This is a genomic window from Cylindrospermopsis raciborskii Cr2010 (genome assembly GCF_003367075.2).
Lineage (GTDB): Bacteria > Cyanobacteriota > Cyanobacteriia > Cyanobacteriales > Nostocaceae > Raphidiopsis > Raphidiopsis raciborskii.
On sequence record NZ_CP065936.1, the window covers coordinates 1,378,747 to 1,394,967 of the forward strand.

Annotated in this window: 19 protein-coding genes and 1 pseudogene; 11 read left to right on the plus strand and 9 right to left on the minus strand. The window is 39.9% G+C overall.

Translation table 11 applies throughout. The annotated features are described in order from the left end of the window. Window positions 1-202 precede the first annotated feature (202 nt). From C6N34_RS06320 to C6N34_RS06330, 3 genes are all read right to left on the minus strand, one after another. Window positions 203-1,009: a pentapeptide repeat-containing protein gene (locus tag C6N34_RS06320; RefSeq protein WP_057176987.1), complete on the minus strand. Its 807-nt coding sequence runs from the start codon at window positions 1,007-1,009 to the stop codon at window positions 203-205. A gap of 16 nt (window positions 1,010-1,025) precedes the next feature. Next, a complete protein-coding gene (locus C6N34_RS06325) occupies window positions 1,026-1,664 on the minus strand; it encodes a hypothetical protein (protein ID WP_006276064.1) in 639 nt (212 codons plus the stop codon). Between the two features lie 216 nt (window positions 1,665-1,880). After that, complete coding sequence (locus C6N34_RS06330; RefSeq protein ID WP_161489518.1) at window positions 1,881-2,033, minus strand: hypothetical protein; 153 nt, start codon at window positions 2,031-2,033, stop codon at window positions 1,881-1,883. Between the two features lie 62 nt (window positions 2,034-2,095). Between C6N34_RS06330 and clpP the strand changes: the two genes are divergently transcribed. The 7 genes from clpP to C6N34_RS06365 all read left to right on the plus strand — a co-directional run bounded on the left by clpP (window position 2,096) and on the right by C6N34_RS06365 (window position 8,343). Next, window positions 2,096-2,701, plus strand: a complete 606-nt coding sequence (gene clpP, locus C6N34_RS06335) for an ATP-dependent Clp endopeptidase proteolytic subunit ClpP (RefSeq protein WP_006276063.1) — start codon at window positions 2,096-2,098, stop codon at window positions 2,699-2,701. Window positions 2,702-3,107: 406 nt separating this feature from the next. Then, window positions 3,108-5,429, plus strand: coding sequence for a ribonuclease R family protein (locus C6N34_RS06340; RefSeq protein ID WP_057176988.1), 2,322 nt, complete (start codon window positions 3,108-3,110; stop codon window positions 5,427-5,429). Between the two features lie 110 nt (window positions 5,430-5,539). Continuing rightward, the gene (locus C6N34_RS06345) at window positions 5,540-6,190 is read left to right on the plus strand and encodes a flavin prenyltransferase UbiX (protein ID WP_057176989.1); all 651 of its coding nucleotides are present in this window, start codon (window positions 5,540-5,542) and stop codon (window positions 6,188-6,190) included. A gap of 129 nt (window positions 6,191-6,319) precedes the next feature. Continuing rightward, entirely contained in the window at window positions 6,320-6,475 is a 156-nt protein-coding gene (locus C6N34_RS06350; protein ID WP_072149056.1) for a DUF3285 domain-containing protein, read from the plus strand. 14 nt (window positions 6,476-6,489) lie between these two features. Then, a complete protein-coding gene (gene ybeY / locus C6N34_RS06355; protein WP_115539392.1) occupies window positions 6,490-7,014 on the plus strand; it encodes an rRNA maturation RNase YbeY in 525 nt (174 codons plus the stop codon). A gap of 216 nt (window positions 7,015-7,230) precedes the next feature. Next, window positions 7,231-7,701: a diacylglycerol kinase family protein gene (locus C6N34_RS06360; protein ID WP_057176991.1), complete on the plus strand. Its 471-nt coding sequence runs from the start codon at window positions 7,231-7,233 to the stop codon at window positions 7,699-7,701. 48 nt (window positions 7,702-7,749) lie between these two features. Next, window positions 7,750-8,343 (plus strand): anthranilate synthase component II, encoded by a 594-nt coding sequence (locus C6N34_RS06365; protein WP_057177006.1) that lies wholly within the window; start codon window positions 7,750-7,752, stop codon window positions 8,341-8,343. A gap of 51 nt (window positions 8,344-8,394) precedes the next feature. On the opposite strand, the gene C6N34_RS06370 is transcribed toward C6N34_RS06365, so the two are convergent. Beyond that, complete coding sequence (locus tag C6N34_RS06370) at window positions 8,395-9,639, minus strand: FG-GAP repeat domain-containing protein (protein ID WP_006276057.1); 1,245 nt, start codon at window positions 9,637-9,639, stop codon at window positions 8,395-8,397. 298 nt (window positions 9,640-9,937) lie between these two features. Here C6N34_RS06370 and C6N34_RS06375 point away from each other — a divergent pair. Together C6N34_RS06375 and C6N34_RS06380 are read left to right on the plus strand one after the other, a co-directional pair. After that, window positions 9,938-10,627: pseudogene (locus C6N34_RS06375) on the plus strand (protein kinase domain-containing protein); the annotation flags it as partial. Between the two features lie 129 nt (window positions 10,628-10,756). Continuing rightward, window positions 10,757-12,061, plus strand: coding sequence for a YcjF family protein (locus tag C6N34_RS06380; protein WP_235678408.1), 1,305 nt, complete (start codon window positions 10,757-10,759; stop codon window positions 12,059-12,061). A gap of 22 nt (window positions 12,062-12,083) precedes the next feature. Here the strand turns inward: C6N34_RS06380 and C6N34_RS06385 are convergent, their stop codons facing one another. Both C6N34_RS06385 and C6N34_RS06390 read right to left on the minus strand, forming a co-directional pair. Beyond that, on the minus strand, window positions 12,084-12,908 hold the full coding sequence (locus tag C6N34_RS06385) for a hypothetical protein (protein WP_236107445.1): 825 nt from the start codon (window positions 12,906-12,908) through the stop codon (window positions 12,084-12,086). Window positions 12,909-12,967: 59 nt separating this feature from the next. Continuing rightward, window positions 12,968-13,297 carry a hypothetical protein gene (locus C6N34_RS06390; protein ID WP_006276054.1) on the minus strand — a complete coding sequence of 110 codons (330 nt, stop codon included), beginning with the start codon at window positions 13,295-13,297 and terminating at the stop codon, window positions 12,968-12,970. Window positions 13,298-13,323: 26 nt separating this feature from the next. Here C6N34_RS06390 and aat point away from each other — a divergent pair, with 26 nt between their 5' ends. Continuing rightward, window positions 13,324-13,917: a leucyl/phenylalanyl-tRNA--protein transferase gene (gene aat, locus C6N34_RS06395; RefSeq protein ID WP_096545937.1), complete on the plus strand. Its 594-nt coding sequence runs from the start codon at window positions 13,324-13,326 to the stop codon at window positions 13,915-13,917. 22 nt (window positions 13,918-13,939) lie between these two features. Here aat and C6N34_RS06400 read toward each other — a convergent pair whose 3' ends face one another. After that, window positions 13,940-14,143: a hypothetical protein gene (locus tag C6N34_RS06400; protein ID WP_115539389.1), complete on the minus strand. Its 204-nt coding sequence runs from the start codon at window positions 14,141-14,143 to the stop codon at window positions 13,940-13,942. Between the two features lie 2 nt (window positions 14,144-14,145). Continuing rightward, on the minus strand, window positions 14,146-14,718 hold the full coding sequence (def, locus tag C6N34_RS06405; protein ID WP_057176994.1) for a peptide deformylase: 573 nt from the start codon (window positions 14,716-14,718) through the stop codon (window positions 14,146-14,148). 149 nt (window positions 14,719-14,867) lie between these two features. On the opposite strand from def, the gene C6N34_RS06410 reads away from it, so the two are divergent. Then, on the plus strand, window positions 14,868-15,293 hold the full coding sequence (locus C6N34_RS06410; RefSeq protein ID WP_115539388.1) for a DUF29 domain-containing protein: 426 nt from the start codon (window positions 14,868-14,870) through the stop codon (window positions 15,291-15,293). A gap of 219 nt (window positions 15,294-15,512) precedes the next feature. Here C6N34_RS06410 and C6N34_RS06420 read toward each other — a convergent pair whose 3' ends face one another. Further along, window positions 15,513-16,220, minus strand: a complete 708-nt coding sequence (locus C6N34_RS06420; protein WP_115539430.1) for a Na(+)/H(+) antiporter subunit B — start codon at window positions 16,218-16,220, stop codon at window positions 15,513-15,515. Window position 16,221 lies beyond the last annotated feature (1 nt).

Sequence of the window (16,221 nt, forward strand, 5' to 3'; positions counted from 1 at the left end):
ATCTACACTTGTGGTGAACTGGGTAATCTAGCAATATCATTTTCCCAGAACAAAAACAGTTGTTTTCAGTACTATAGCTGTAGCCAACTCTCATTCTTCTCCATTATCCATTAAACAATTATTTGTAGGGGCGATCGCGTAACCGATGGGGGTGTTGGGTTTCATACTTCAACCCACCTACTTATCAAGTATATCTTTACCGTTAATTACAAATAAAAACGGGAGGTAAAATGGCGTTTTGTAAATTGGCACCTGTTAAATTAGCACCTGTTAAATTAGCACATCTAAGATTCGCTCCCTGAAGATTGGCACCAGCTAAATTAGCATCTTTTAAATTAGCACCTGTTAGGTCAGCACTAGTTAAATTAGCTTCCATGAAATTGGCGCGACATAAATAGGAACTTCCTAAATGGGATCTGCTTAAATTGGCTCTGGATAAATTTGTGTTATATAAGTAACTATTTATAATTTCAGCTTCATACAAATTACAGTCTTGTAAATTACTACCAATTAAATTAGCTCCGATTAAGTTGGCAAAACTCAGATTACTGCGTATAAGTTTACTATAAGCGAAATCAACACCGTTTAAATTGGCATAATAAAAGTCAGTTCCAATTAAGTTGGCACTGGTAACTACTGCATCCTGTAGGTTTGAATTTTTTAGATCTGCTCCAATTAGAACTGCTCCATCTAAATTTGCACGCATTAAGTTGGCATTTTGCAAGTTAGCGACACTTAAATTAGCCTTTCTAAGATTTGCCTGAACTAATTTAGCGCTATTTAGATTAGCAGCACTTAAATTGGCATCTTGAAAATCTGCTCTTACCAGCAAAGCATGGCTAAAGTCCACCTGATTTAAATTGACATTTTGGAAATTAGCACCACGAAAATTCTCCCCTCTTAAATTAGAGGTACTTAAATCAACTTGAAGTTCTGGGTTTCGTGCTCTCCAATCTAACCAGGTAACAGCACCTGCTTTGAGTAGGGTAAGATGTGTTTCAATTGCCATTTTAGTTATCCTGTCACTATTCTTTACGATGGCCTTGGGGAGCACGACCGGGAACATTTTCAATAGCTGCTAAAGCTCCAGCAGCACCAGCTAAAATATCTCGTTCTGTTCCCCCTAGATAAAGTCTGCCAAAACTACCCACTGGTAAAACTTCTAGAATATTAATCGCAGCAGCTTTTTCCGCTTCATTAGCAGCTAATGCTGCATAAGCAGCAGGTTCAACTTCTAAAACGTAGAGGGTTTGTCCAGCTAATAACAGTTGTCCACGACGACTACGGTTGATCAGCTGAGTTTGATAAGCATCAATGTTGCGAATAATTTGACTGGAAATGACTCGTGGTTTGAGACAGTCCTCTTTTTTGACTCCCAATAGGTCCAAAACTGCTTGTCCTGCTGCTCTTGTTTCCCCCTGGGATCCCGAGTGTAGTTCCAACATTCCATATAGTCTTTCTACTATTTGCCACCCTGGACGCACGGAAGCAGATTTTAAGGCAACATCAGTAATTTTATTGATTTCAATACCGGGTGAAATTTCAATCCAGATGGAAGTGTCACCCGGTAAAGGTAAAAAACCTTGGGCCACTGTTCCCATATATGCCGCATGTTGCGGTTGTAAGTTGTCTAGAAATACGTAACTGCGTAATTCTATGCCCAAAGTTTTGCACCTCCGTCTGTTCGTGTCAACAGTTTACCAAAATATCTTCTCAGAAAAAACGCGCATTTTGGTACAACTATAACAAAGAAATGTCTGACACTGGTAGGATGGGTTTAGGGGAAGTTTGATGAGTCAGATTGAGAATGACAACTAGGTAAAGTAGAAAAGTAATGAAAACTGCCTGTATGAGTCTTTGTAGCATAACACTCCCCCCACTTAATAAATAGCATTTTTAATCTGATTAATTGAACCACTAATCTGAATACAGCCTTGGGATTTACCCGATGATATGTTATGATATTCGGGTCTGTTATAACCCAGACCGGAAGTGCCATTAAAAGTTCCTCTTGAAATATGAGATATGGCCATTAATCCAGTCCATTCTCTCGAACCTCGAATAAAATAAAGGGTAAATAGCTACAAATAACCTCATGATTCCTATCGTTATTGAACAATCGGGTCGAGGCGAACGCGCCTTTGATATCTATTCACGTTTGCTGCGCGAACGGATCGTTTTTTTAGGGCAACAGGTGGATAGCAGTTTAGCTAATCTAATAGTGGCCCAACTGCTGTTCTTAGACTCTGAAGACCCGGAGAAAGATATTTATATGTATATCAACTCTCCCGGTGGTTCAGTGACAGCAGGAATGGGAATTTTTGATACTATGAAGAACATCCGCCCTAATGTGTGTACTATTTGTACAGGACTGGCTGCCAGTATGGGGGCCTTTCTATTGAGTGCAGGTACTAAAGGTAAACGTATGAGTTTACCTCACTCGCGCATCATGATTCACCAGCCATTAGGCGGTGCTCAGGGACAAGCTACAGATATAGAAATTCAAGCTCGGGAAATTCTATATCACAAACGCAAGCTAAACGAATATTTGGCTGAACATACTGGTCAGCCATTTGACCGAATAGCCGAAGATACGGAGCGAGATTTTTTCATGTCTCCCCAAGAGGCCAGGGAATATGGACTTATTGACCAAGTAATTGACCGACATGCAGCTGGTAGTCGCCCCCTGGCCCTACTATAAACTGTGGATGATTGGGAGTAATCCCCATCATCCAATTCTCCAGAATTTCAACAGCGGAAATTTGGATTCGAGTGCTAGTGATACCTTTAATAGTGCTATTAATAATGCTATGGTGATTACCTCAACTAAAATGTCTAGGAGTATTTTCTGCGAGTGTGCTCTAAATCTACAATAATGAAGATGGAGTTCGCTGTCATTGCTCATTCAGTTGCCAACCTGATTGTCACCAATTTTACAAATAATTGGGTAAATCGGCAGTTTCTCTTGGTTAAAACTCAGATTCATACGTTTACGAGAGTCTAAGGGAACGGGTAAATCGTTGGCAATATGTGTAGACTGTGAGGATATACAGGTAAGAACCAGATAACAAGAAAAATGATGTTTTGACCAAAGGCCAGTTCACTGCATGGAATTTTCAATCGCTACACTCCTTGCCAATTTTACCGATGACAAATTGGTAGCTAGGAAGGTTCTGGAAAAAAAATTGGGTTGTGAAGATGAGGATAGTTTGGAAAAACTTCATATTGCTTTGGAGGTGCTCGAAAAAGTTGGACTTTTAGTTAAGGACCGGGGTAAGTATCGTCGCGTATCAGAGGAGGGGCTGATAGAAGCGAAGCTGCGCTGTTCCAGCAAGGGATTTTGTTTTGCTATCCAGGATCCCGAAGGTGCAGAAGATATTTACATTCGAGAAAGTCATCTTAGTCACGCTTGGAATGGAGACCGCGTATTAGTTCGCATCCTCAAGGAGGGAAGTCGTCGTCGTTCTCCTGAAGGTGAGGTAAAGTTGATTTTAGAGCGATCTAATCACACTTTATTGGCACGGATTAAGCAAGTGGAAGGTGGTTTCCGCGCGGTACCTTTAGATGACCGATTGCTGTTTGAATTGAAATTGGTGAGCAATGGAATTAATTTGCAAGACGCTATCGATCATCTGGCACATGTGGAGGTGATCCGCTATCCCTTGGCACAATATCCCCCCCTGGGTCAGGTTGTACAAATTCTTGGTACGGATGCTGAAGCCGCTGCTGATATAGATTTAGTTACATGCAAACACGACCTATCCAGGAACTTTGCAGAAAATGTATTAGATGCAGCAGCTAGGTTACCGAAAAATCTCCTCAAGGCCAATCTGCGCGAGCGTCTGGATTTAAGGAGTGTATTTACTCTGACTATAGAGGGGGTAGATGGGGATGGAGTGGTGGAAAATGCTTTTAGTCTGGAGAAGCATTCTGTCACCAACTGGCAATTGATGGTTCACATTACAGATTTATCTGTCTATATCCACCCGGATGAAATTTTGGATCGGGAAGCACTGAAACGGGGAAAAACTATTCACCTTGGCAATCTCATCTTGCCCATGCTACCTCATACAGTAGCAGAGTGCTGTTCTTTACTACCCGATAGCGATCGCCTGGCTTTGTCTTTTATCATCAATATTGATATTGAGAAGGGACAGATTACAGAGTGGGAAATTCAACCGAGTGTAGTCAATGTAGATACAAGTATTACCTATGAACAGGCCCAGTCGTTCCTTGCAGGTGAGTCATCAGAGTTAACCCGGGTGATAGAGATGTTAAATGATTTAACATCTTTGGCTCAAATCATCAAGAAAGACCGTTTATCTCGTGGTTGCTTAGAGCTGAATCTACCATTGGGTTACAATCCTTACCATGATGAAGGTAGTATGGGAGCAATTATTCCCGACAGTTCACCACTGGGATCGGTTTTGAGGGAGTTAATCCTCATGGTTAATCAGTTAATGGGTCAACACCTGAGTGCTTTGGATATTCCAGCACTTTGGCGTGTTCAGGGATCTCCCGATTCTCAAGATGTTCAAGAAATGCTAAAACTGGCAGTTAATTTGGGTGTGGAATTAATCATAGACCCCGAGTTGGAAATTCAATCTGTGGATTATCAACATTTAACAGGCGTTTTTGCTGAATCCCCATCAGAACAGGTTTTGACTTACTTACTACAGGATACTCTAAAACCTGCCGTTTATAGTACTGTTAAAGCACCTCACTTTGGATTAGCACTGCCAGCATATATACACTTTAGCTCTCCTTTACGTCGGTATCCAGATTTAGTTATGCAAAGAGTGTATCATGCTGTTCTTGAGTATGGGCGCGATCGCCGTAATAGTCGTGTCAAGGAGCGGGTTAATCTACGTCATTCTTCTTCTCATCAAGAAATTAACTGGAATGTTTTACCTCCGGAAGTACAACAAGAGCTACAAACAGAATTAAACAGGATTCTGGTCCAGATTAATGAGAGAGAGAAACAAGTTTATGATGCTGAAACTGATCTAGCTGGATTACAAAAAGCACAGGTGATGAAACAGCAGATTAACCAAATCTTTCCTGGTGTGATTACTGGGGTTCAATCCTACGGTTTTTTTGTGGAGATAGAAGTTCCCCCAACCGAGGAAGTTGGTTCTCATTTAGCCACCCCTTTACGAGTAGAGGGATTAGTTCACGTTAGTTCTCTCAAGGATGATTGGTATGAATACCGCGCTCGACAACAAGCCCTATTTGGTAGAAAAAATCGCGCTTCCTATCGCTTAGGAGATCAGGTATTTGTACAGGTCAAAAGTGTAGACTACTATCGTCAACAAATTGATTTAGTTACCACTGGAGCAGATGGTAAAATTAATGGTTCGGAAACAACCAATGATGACAGATCAAATATCTACCTACCTGATCAAACCCCACCCTTTGATATAGATTAACCACTTGTGGATTACAGTTAAAAGGCTAGGGGTTTAAGACACATCTTTGTCCTAATGCCTTTTGACATTTATTAACCCCATGTTACCTACTAACTTTTTTGAGAAACTTCGTGTCTAATCACATTGATAAAAGTAACAATGACAGAAATCATAGCAAACCTCTAATAATAGGAGTATCTGGAGCATCTGGTTTGATTTATGCTGTGCGCGCCCTTAAGTTTCTACTAGAATCCGATTATAGTATAGAACTGGTTGCCTCTAAATCTACTTATACAGTTTGGCAAGCAGAGCAAAACATCCGTATGCCTCCGGAAGCGATCGCTCAGGAGCAATTCTGGCGATCGCAAGCTGGTGTCACCTCCATGGGTAAATTACGTTGTCATCCCTGGAGCGATGTAGGTGCTGGTATTGCTAGTGGTTCTTTTAGAAGCTTAGGGATGATTATTATTCCTTGTAGCATGAGTACAGTAGCGAAACTAGCGGTAGGTTTAAGTTCCGATTTGCTAGAAAGAGCAGCAGATGTACAAGTTAAGGAAGGGCGCAAACTGGTAATTGTGCCCAGAGAAACACCCTTTAGCTTGATTCACCTGCGGAATTTAACTACCCTAGCTGAAACAGGGGTTAGGGTTGTCCCCGCCATCCCTGCTTGGTATCATAATCCTAAGAGCATAGACGATTTAGTAGATTTTGTGGTTGCTCGTGCTTTGGATCAATTGGACATTGATTGTATACCCATTAAGCGCTGGCAAGGTCATATTTAAATTAGAGCTAATTAAACAAGAACGAACAAGTAAAGTTGACAAGGGAGAAAATGAGCTAGATAATAGTAGATAAATTTGAAGTTCAGGTATTTCAAATATTTACAGTTAGAGGACAACCGCACAGAGATTATGAGTAACACCCCTGTAAACGAATCAAAACCTAGTTATGTGAAGCTGGCAATGCGAAACATGGTCAGAAAAGGTGGCACCTCCCTCAAACATTTCGGACTAACTACCATGGGATTGTTAGCTGTTCTGGTTGGTCTAGCATACCTCACTCGCTAAATAAAGGAAATTCTGTGTCCTCCCAAACCAAAGTACAGACTCAATTACAAGTTGAGTTATTTATTGAAAATAGTTATGACTTGAACTTGACTAATCAAGTATCAGAAGAAAAATGGTATATGTGGTTTAGCCAGTGGTTGACCCTGCTTGCTGTCGAACTACCACGGGCTTTGAGTTATGAAATCGGATTGCAGTTAACCAATAATGCCCAAATTCAAGAATTGAATGCCCAATATCGTCAGAAAGACCAACCAACAGATGTTTTGGCTTTTGCTGCACTGGAGAATAATTTCCCCTACACCGAGGAAATGCTAGCCAGTCAACCCTTATATTTGGGTGACATTGTCATATCTATAGATACCGCCATTAGTCAAGCTGAGGAGCGGGAACATAGTTTAACTACAGAGTTAGCTTGGTTGAGTGCCCATGGTTTATTGCATCTTTTGGGCTGGGATCATCCTGATGAGAAAAGTTTGATAGAGATGTTAAACAAACAATCAATGCTGCTAAAATCAGTTGGTATTGTTAGTAATATTTAAGTAGAGATTATAACGAACAGGAGTAGGTTCTTTGCCGCTCAAACCAGTTTAAACAAGATTTAAAATCTCCTTCCATCCGACTATTATGGCCATATTGATAGTAATTCTGTCACAAATTGTTTAAAGTTATGACAAATTCAAATTAGTCCCTTAGAATGTGTTCAGTCTCCTCCCACCCATTCTGATTACACTTAATTTTTGAATCTCCAACATCCTATGTTCCCCAAGACTTCAATACCACCAACACCACCAAAGCGCTTACCAAAAATTGTATCTTCGGAAAGGGAATTTTCTTGGCAAATAGCTTCTAACTTGCTTGCCAGCTTTAAATACGCTTGGGCTGGAATCAGCTATGGTTTTCAGACCCAGCGTAACTTTCGGATTCATGTAGCTGCTTGTGCTTTCGTGATTGGTTTGAGTATTTTTCTCCATCTTAAACCAGTAGAAATAGCCATAATTAGTATTACAAGTGGTTTAGTTTTAACCTTGGAGTTAGTTAATACAGCCATTGAATCTCTGGTGGATTTAACTGTTAAGCAGACCTATCATGAATTGGCGAAAGTGGCTAAAGACTGTGCTGCTGGTGCTGTGCTTATCTCAGCCATGGTATCACTAATAGTGGCAGTCACACTATTGCTTCCTCCTTTAATACGTTTAATCACAACTATATTCTTATCAGAATGGTAGTTAGTATTTGTAATTAGTTCTTTTAATTAACACTTGTGGGTGCGAATTGTGATTATAGTCATTGATAATTATGATAGTTTTACATACAACTTGGTGCAGTATTTGGGGGAGCTGGCAGTGGAGTTTCCTGCTGCTGCGGATCTAAAAGTTTTTCGTAACGATAAAATTACAGTGGAGGGAATTAGAGAATTAAAACCCCATGGACTAGTGATTTCTCCTGGTCCTGGTCGTCCTGAAGACGCGGGGATTTCCCTGGATGTAATTGAAAAGTTAGGTTCCAGCTTGCCAATTTTGGGTGTTTGTTTAGGTCATCAAAGCATTGGCAAAGTATTTGGGGGTAAAGTTGTTGCAGCAACAGAATTGATGCATGGTAAAACATCTCCAGTGCTTCACAACAGTGTGGGAGTATTCCAAGGATTAGAAAATCCTATTACCGCTACAAGATATCATAGTTTAGTCATTGAGCGTGAAACCTGTCCAGATGTATTAGAAATTACTGCTTGGGTAGAAGATGGAACAATCATGGGAGTGCGACACAGGAATTATCCTCACATCCAAGGTGTGCAATTTCATCCAGAGAGTGTGTTAACTATAGCTGGTAAGCAGTTACTGTCTAATTTTCTCCGGGAGTTAGAGACCTGACGCTGTCAATGGAAAGTGGCGATCAAGCGATCGCCCTGGGAATGTATTAACCTATGCAGTGTACCATTCTGGAGTCAACCTATCGACTTCAGAAACAGGAGTTTCACTAGCTATAGTACCATTCATGTTCCAGATTTTATCTGCACCGGTTTGTTGGTCTCTCCAGTAAATATCGGTTTTACCATCCCCATTAAAATCACCAAGAGAAGCTGTTAGACCAGGGGGATTGCTGGGTAAAAAGGCCTCAGACTGAATACTAGTACCATTCATTAACCAAGCGGTGTTTTCTCCGGTAGAACTATTATGCCAGAAAATGTCCGTTCTACCATCACCATTAAAATCACCGATATTAGCAGTCCAACCCTGACCTAAGGTGTTGACAACTCCTTCAGTGATAAAAACACCATTCATGGTCCAAATTTTGTTTTCACCAGTGGTGTTATTACGCCACAAAATATCTGTTTTTAAATCACCATTGAAGTCTCCCAGAGTGCTAGTCCAGGCGCCATCCTGAGCTTGTAAATCATAGTTAGTGACTTCAGTACCATTCATAAACCAAGCACTATTGGCACCAGTTAAACTATCACGCCAAAAAATATCACTTTTACCATTACCGTCAAAATCAACTATGGTAGCTGTTAGGGCCACATCCTTTGTTTCCAACATAGTAGCATTTACAACCTTAGTACCATTCATTTCCCAAATTGCATTTTGACCAGTAGTGGTATTGCGCCAGAAAATGTCGGTTTTACGGTCACCATTAAAATCGCCAATTTCCGCTTTCCAACCTGGATCTACCCTATCCAACATTAAGAAACTGGCAACTTTTGTACCATCCATCAACACCACTAGGTTTTCACCCGTGGTCTCATTACGCAACAAGAAGTCTGTTTTATTATCGCTGTTAAAATCAGCAGTTTTATAACTCCAAGTTCTTAGATCGTACTGACCTAAAGAAGCTTGTTCTATGATTCTTGTACCATCCATTAGACGAACAAAAATTTCACCTGTTTGTACATTCACCCACATTTTATCTGTTTTACCGTCACCATTGAAATCGGGAACAATAGCGGCGCTGGTTAAATAGGGATTGGGATTAGGATTAGCGCTAATAGGTATTTTTGGCAATTCACCCAATGGTGGTGTGGTAGGTAATATGGGTTGCTCTGCTAGGGGTTCAGGAGAAACATTAATAGGGAAGGAAGTATTGAGATCTGTCGTCAAATCTCCTGATTTGCTAATAGAAAATACTCCCAGTCCGGAGGATTCTGAATAGTTGTTGTTATTACTGGTCATGCTGGTTTTTTTATGAGTAATTAATATCAAGTTTTAATGGATCAAAAATGAAGATTCTGTAAATTACAAACATTTGTGAAAACAAATTCATTTAATTGTGATTGTTTCTGTATATCTTTGATTAGTTGACACTAAGTGGGTGGGTGGAATTAAATATAAGATAGACGTAGGTTGGGTTGAAGTATGAAACCCAACGCTACGCTATCATCAAACCATATTTTATTACCATCTTGTATTATACTCGTTATATTACTGACAAGAATCCTACCAACTTAAAATTCATATGGGCGTGAGTAAGATGAATACAATCTGCTGTCTAAATCCGCACTGCTTAAATTACAATCCAGACAATTGTAAATACTGCCAAAAATGTGGTAGCAAATTAATCCTGCGAGAAAGATTCATTCCCAGAAAAATTCTGGGACAGGGAGGGTTTGGACGCACATTTTTAGCAACAGATACGGGAAAACCCTCCCAACCTTTATGTGTCATTAAACAATTTTTACCCCAAGCTCAAGGAACAGACACTATTGACAAAGCATCCCGTCTATTTAATCAAGAAGCAAGACAATTAGAGGAGTTGGGCCAACATCCCCAAATCCCAGAACTGTTCGATTATTTTACCCACCCTGAGGATAATCGTCAGTATTTAGTTCAAGAGTATATAGAAGGTGATACTTTGGAGGTAGAACTCCAGAAAAAAGGAGTGTTCTCCACCACCCAGATAAGGGAACTATTAATAGAGTTGTTAAATATTCTAGCATTTGTCCATGAAAAGCAGGTTATTCATCGTGACATTAAGCCAGAAAATATAATTCGTCGTGCTATGGACAGTAAACTTTTCTTAGTAGATTTTGGTGCAGCTAAAGTGGTGGATGGACAAGCTGAAATGAAGGAGGGTACAGTTATTGGTTCCATGGAATATTGCGCTCCGGAACAAATTAGAGGTCAAGCCACATTTAGTAGTGATATATATAGTCTGGGTGTAACTTGTATGTACTTGGTCACTAATGTTGACCCTACTAGCTTTTATGATACCACAACAGAAAAATTTTTATGGCGTAACCATCTAGGTACTAATTCTGTCACTGACCAACTGGGAAGAATTTTGGATAAAATGACAGCATCTGTCCGTGAACGTTACCAGTCAGTTGGTGAAGTGATAAAAGAATTAAATTTTGCTGAGTCGAATCAGTCCGAAACTAAATCAGATGTTAACCCGGTCAATTATTGGCAAACATTAGTTTCCCGTGCTGTAGAGAAAGGGAAACAAAGTGTGCAACAATGGTTTAGTATTAATGATAGTCAAGTGGCAGAAATTTTGGCCACAGTTACTAGTCAATTACCCACTACAGAAGCTTTATTACTTGGGAAACCACAAACTGGTAAAAGTTCAATTGTTAGGGGTTTTACAGGTGTGTCTCCAGAGATTATTGGTCAGGGTTTTCGTCCCCACACTCAAAATACAGAAAGATATATCTATCCTAATAATGATTTACCATTAATTATCTTTACAGACACAGTAGGTTTGGGCGATACTGACAAAGATACAGAGGTTATTATTCAAGAGATAATTAAGGATTTAAATACTGGAACCAAGCGAGCAAGAGTTTTCATACTAACTGTAAAAATCAACGACTTTGCCACCGATACCCTACGAAATATTGCCCAAAAATTACGTCAGCAGTATACACATATTCCCTGTTTATTGGCAGTAACATGTTTACATGAAATCTATCCACCGGATATGAAAAATCACCCTGATTATCCACCAAATTTTGCAGAAATTAATCGAGCATTTGATGAAATTAAAGCTAACTTTTCCGGGTTATATGACCGAGCAACTCTGGTAGATTTTACCTTAGAGGAAGATGGTTATAGTCCAGTTTTTTATGGACTAGAAGCATTTCGAGATAGTTTAACCAGTCTTTTACCAGAAGCAGAAGCTAAGACAATTTATCAGTTGTTAGATGAACAAGCGGGAGATAAATTAGGCAATATTTATCGTGATACCGCTAGAAGATATATTTTACCTTTTTCCATTATGGCCACTACTTTAGCAGCAGTACCTTTACCCTTCACTACTATGCCAGTTTTAACAGCTTTACAAGTTTCCATGGTTGGACTTTTGGGCAAATTATATGGTCAAACTTTGACCCCTTCCCAAGCAGGTGGAATTGTTAGTACAATTACAGGTGGTTTTTTGGCTCAAGCTATAGGAAGAGAATTAATTAAATTTATCCCCGGTTTTGGCACTGTAATTGCAGCATCTTGGGCGGGTGCTTATACCTGGTCTTTGGGTGAAGCTGCTTGTGTTTATTTTGGAGATTTAATGGGTGGTAAAAAACCCGATCTACAAACAATTCAAAATGTCATGGAACAGACTTTTCAATCTAAAGAGAATACGCAAAAGGAGGAATGAGATGCTGTAATAGTTTGGGTGGCTATCCATTCCCAGATTCTCTTAGAGCTTGTAGAAGTAGGTCTGTTAAATTTAATTTTTTCCCCCATTCTCCAAGATAGTCAAAGTCGAGAAGTTCCTTTTGGAGTTTTAAGACACCTAAAATATCTCGCCACTGTTTTTGAGATTCGCTGTTAGCCATCCGAAACCAGAGCAGTTTTTGTAGGATTGTATCTTCCGGTGTACAGATATAGAAAGATTTAGTCCTATCCCCATCCGGAAGGTGTAGCACACGACGAGACATTTGAGAAAGGGAAAATTCATCCTCTTTCATCACAAAAATGTCAGCTTTTTCCGTGGTAGTTAAATGGATGACATTAAATGATAAAGTCTTTCCATTCACAGCTTCTTCCACAGCAGTATAGCTGATATAGAATTGATCTGTCATGGCCCTAATTAGTGGCTGAATTTGACTATTTTCAATGTTGGCGATTACATCCAAATCCTGGGTGAGTCTCACCTCCCCCTGGAGAGAACTAGCAACTGATCCTCCCACATAATAAATGATATCCAATGAACTCAAGATAGATGCTAACTCCAGTGCTAACCAAATTGGATCCTCTATCATTAAATCTCTCTCATATTTTAAACCCGATAATAAATTAGCCCACTTATCTCCTAAGCGTTTTCTAATATAGTATTCTCTTATTATTTCTTTTGAAGCATTAGGAAATTGGCTTTTAATTCCCGCTAATGCTAATATAGAACCGCGTTTTGTTATTCGTTTAAATAGAGATTCTTTTTCACCTGAACTCATGTTTCGCCAAAGTCTAAACTGTACTTGTTCAGCTGCGAACGAAGTATCCATAGACTGGGTTCGGTAGTTCACCGGTTTGCTTACTGTCATACTCAAATAATAGTTACCCGTTAGTACCCACAACAACGGTCAATCCCTAAACTATCCAATAACAGATCGCTAACTGCGTTGGCGATCGCAAATTCCCCATAAAAGCTTTTAGAAAAATCAAAAGACTGCATTTCGGTCACAATAGCAATCACCAAGGAACCCAAATCATTTTCCCCCTCCATACGTTGTCTAACAAAAATCTGGGCTGCGCGCTGGGCAATTTTCTGATTAACCACTTCCGGGAGGAATTCCGTATCCAACCACTGTAGAAGTCGTTTTTGTAACCATTCCCCCTCGATTTGGGGATTTTCTGCAGGTGGTAAAGTAATAGGAGAAATAGGTTGGTTCATTTGAATTCTGGTGTTTTTAAAAAACGATGAAACGTGATACTGATGATACTTATGATGTTAATATTATTATTCAAGGTTATGCTCAAGGATATTTTCTCATGGCCGATGAGTATAATCAACTTAGATGGTATAGAAGTAAGGAACACACCCTAATTCCCCTAGATGAAAGATTCCGCTATCCTAGGTCCTTACAAAGGGCTCTCAATCAACAGAGATTCACAGTCAAGATCAACCGGGATTTTATGGGAGTAGTTAGGGGGTGTGCCAATCGGGAAACTACCTGGATTTCCCCCCAACTGCAACAAATCTACTGGTTATTGTATCAAGCTGGTTATGCTTACAGTTTTGAAACCTGGCAAGGTGATCAATTAGCAGGGGGGATTCTAGGAATTGTCATCGGTGGTGCTTTTATTGGTGAGTCCATGTTTTATCACATCCCTGAAGGATCCAAAGTAGCCATGGTTAAACTAGTAGAAAGACTGCGGGAGAGGAAATTTCTTGTGTTTGACGCACAAATAATGAATCCCCACCTGGCCAGATTTGGTGCTTATTCCATTCACGTTGAGGAATATAACACCTTACTGGGTTTAGCCATTGCAGCACCCTGCGATTTTCCATAGACAGGGAGATTACTCGCCACCTCTATTTAATATTCGCTCGTGCGTCCTTGACCGCAGCAACAAACAACAAGACGGTCACAGGAATACTAATAGCCAAAATAATAGCAGTGGTTTGGAAACCAAAATTAGGTTGGCCATAACTGAGTTCAAATACCGAACCAACAGCAGCGATCGCTGTTATACAGGAACCACCTAAAAACAGGCCACTTTTGGGAGTTAAATACACAGCTAGATCACCTCGACTAATGGTTTAACAGCTTGATGAGAGAAACCATTTTTAGACAGTTCCTCCGTCAAACTGAGAGAATTTTCCACACGATCAACAAATACCACACCATTGAGGTGATCCATCTCGTGTAAAATACATCTTGCCAACAAATTATCAGCTTTTAGGGTCTGAGGACGGCCATATTCATCTTTATAGGCAATTTCTACAATTTTTGGGCGTTTGACCTCCAAAAAAACTTTGGGGATGCTTAAACACCCTTCTTGAGCAACACAAAGCTCACTACTAACTTGTTTAATTACAGGATTAATCAATACCAATGGGGGTATTTCCGGCTTATCAGGGTTACAGTCAATAACAACTAACTGTTTATTAACTCCCACCTGAGGTGCGGCCAAACCAATACCATCTTCGCTGTACATAGTTTGGAGCATATCTCGGATCAGTTGACGAAGTTCATCATCTATTTTAGTGATCCGTTTAGCAGGTTGACGGAGAACCCGGTCACCTAAGTAATGAAGTTTCAGGGGAGGTTTTGTTAACTTTTTCTTTTCGACAGTGATACCAGAGGACATAGTTAGATTAACGATTAGATGAACGACTAATGACTAATAAGTGCCTAATTAATTCTATCCTGATTTTCAGGGGAATTTTTCATCAAAGAAGTGAACTCTAGGCTCTAAAGTATGGCAAAATATCCTGGTCACCAATTTTGGATCTCCAAATGAAGTCTCAAATATCCCTATATGAGCAAGATTTTGCCCTATGGTCGGAAAGGATGGCCGACCTAATTGCTGCCAAACGTTTTGAAGATCTAGATATAGATAATCTGGTAGAGGAAATTAGAGACTTGTCTAAACGAGAGAGAGATAGATTATTGAGTAGTGTTCGTCTAATTCTCCATCACTTACTTAAATGGGACCACCAACCTGAAAAACGCTCTCGAAGTTGGCAAATTACCATTGAAAGGGAGAGAAAGAATCTTGATTTATATTTGGAGGATAGTCCTAGCCTAAAACGCTATTTTTGTCAAGAGTGGGTAAACAAAATGTATCCTACTGCCCGATTAGACGCAATGAAAGAGGCTGAAATAGATATGCCACAAGACTGTCCTTATTCCCTTCAAGACGTAGTTGAAAGAATACTGTAATAGAATTTACCCCCCGAATACTCCTGGTTTTGGGATATAATTCCTCCTGTTAACCTAGACCCAGCGAAATGCTAGGATTGGAACAGGAATTGCTTAGAATTTCCCAGGGACATCTGAACTTAATTGAGAACTGTCCCAGGAATTTCCAGCATACATGTTTAGTGCGATCGCATCGCCTCGTAGGTTAGCTTTAAACAACAAGTTAAAGTTAATTAACAACTATAATAAACCTCGATAACGAATAAAAATCAAAACTGCTGCCCAAGATCCCAACGCCACTTTCAGTGCAACAATAATATTTAATATGGGTAGGATCCCACCACTAAATAATTTCCCCAGTTCTCCATGAGGTAACTCAAATCCCGATAAGGTAACCACTGATAACACGATAAAAATCAAAACTGAAATCTTTTCCCATATAGCTGCACGATACCGCTGATAAATATCCTCCATCCATTGATAAGATGAAGTAATTGCCACTAAACCTATTGCTGTTCCACCTGCAACACCTGCAGCAAATCCCCCCCCAGGACTTAGATGTCCTCTAATTGCTAATTCTATACCCACTAATGCTGCAATGGTTGCTCCCAAACGAGCTAGGGTGATAGATGCTCTATCTTTGAACTGATAAATAGTACAAGATGGATTTTCACTGGCTAGTAAAAAATTACATCCTAAAATGGCAATTGTGAATACAATAACCTCAAAAATCGTATCGTAAAGGCGATTCCTAAAAATAATTCCCGACACTGCATTCACAACCCCACTTTCAGCAACTACTTTTTCCGTGATGGAAATACCCGCTGGAACTATATTGGACATGGTGTCTTTTATAGTTGACATTCCAGATAAGTTAGACGCCACATCGGAGAGGAATAACATTTTTAAAAACAATGCTATCCCAGCTAGAATATAAACTAATCTCATT

Bases quoted from the DNA above. Each gene is read 5' to 3' on its own strand.
- C6N34_RS06320 (WP_057176987.1), bottom strand. From the start codon at position 1,009: ATGGCAATTGAAACACATCTTACCCTACTCAAAGCAGGTGCTGTTACC.
- C6N34_RS06330 (WP_161489518.1), bottom strand. From the start codon at position 2,033: ATGGCCATATCTCATATTTCAAGAGGAACTTTTAATGGCACTTCCGGT.
- clpP (WP_006276063.1), top strand. From the start codon at position 2,096: ATGATTCCTATCGTTATTGAACAATCGGGTCGAGGCGAACGCGCCTTT.
- C6N34_RS06340 (WP_057176988.1), top strand. From the start codon at position 3,108: ATGGAATTTTCAATCGCTACACTCCTTGCCAATTTTACCGATGACAAA.
- C6N34_RS06350 (WP_072149056.1), top strand. From the start codon at position 6,320: ATGAGTAACACCCCTGTAAACGAATCAAAACCTAGTTATGTGAAGCTG.
- C6N34_RS06360 (WP_057176991.1), top strand. From the start codon at position 7,231: ATGTTCCCCAAGACTTCAATACCACCAACACCACCAAAGCGCTTACCA.
- C6N34_RS06370 (WP_006276057.1), bottom strand. From the start codon at position 9,639: ATGACCAGTAATAACAACAACTATTCAGAATCCTCCGGACTGGGAGTA.
- C6N34_RS06380 (WP_235678408.1), top strand. From the start codon at position 10,757: ATGACAGCATCTGTCCGTGAACGTTACCAGTCAGTTGGTGAAGTGATA.
- C6N34_RS06385 (WP_236107445.1), bottom strand. From the start codon at position 12,908: ATGGATACTTCGTTCGCAGCTGAACAAGTACAGTTTAGACTTTGGCGA.
- C6N34_RS06390 (WP_006276054.1), bottom strand. From the start codon at position 13,297: ATGAACCAACCTATTTCTCCTATTACTTTACCACCTGCAGAAAATCCC.
- aat (WP_096545937.1), top strand. From the start codon at position 13,324: ATGAAACGTGATACTGATGATACTTATGATGTTAATATTATTATTCAA.
- def (WP_057176994.1), bottom strand. From the start codon at position 14,718: ATGTCCTCTGGTATCACTGTCGAAAAGAAAAAGTTAACAAAACCTCCC.
- C6N34_RS06410 (WP_115539388.1), top strand. From the start codon at position 14,868: ATGAAGTCTCAAATATCCCTATATGAGCAAGATTTTGCCCTATGGTCG.
- C6N34_RS06420 (WP_115539430.1), bottom strand. From the start codon at position 16,220: ATGAGATTAGTTTATATTCTAGCTGGGATAGCATTGTTTTTAAAAATG.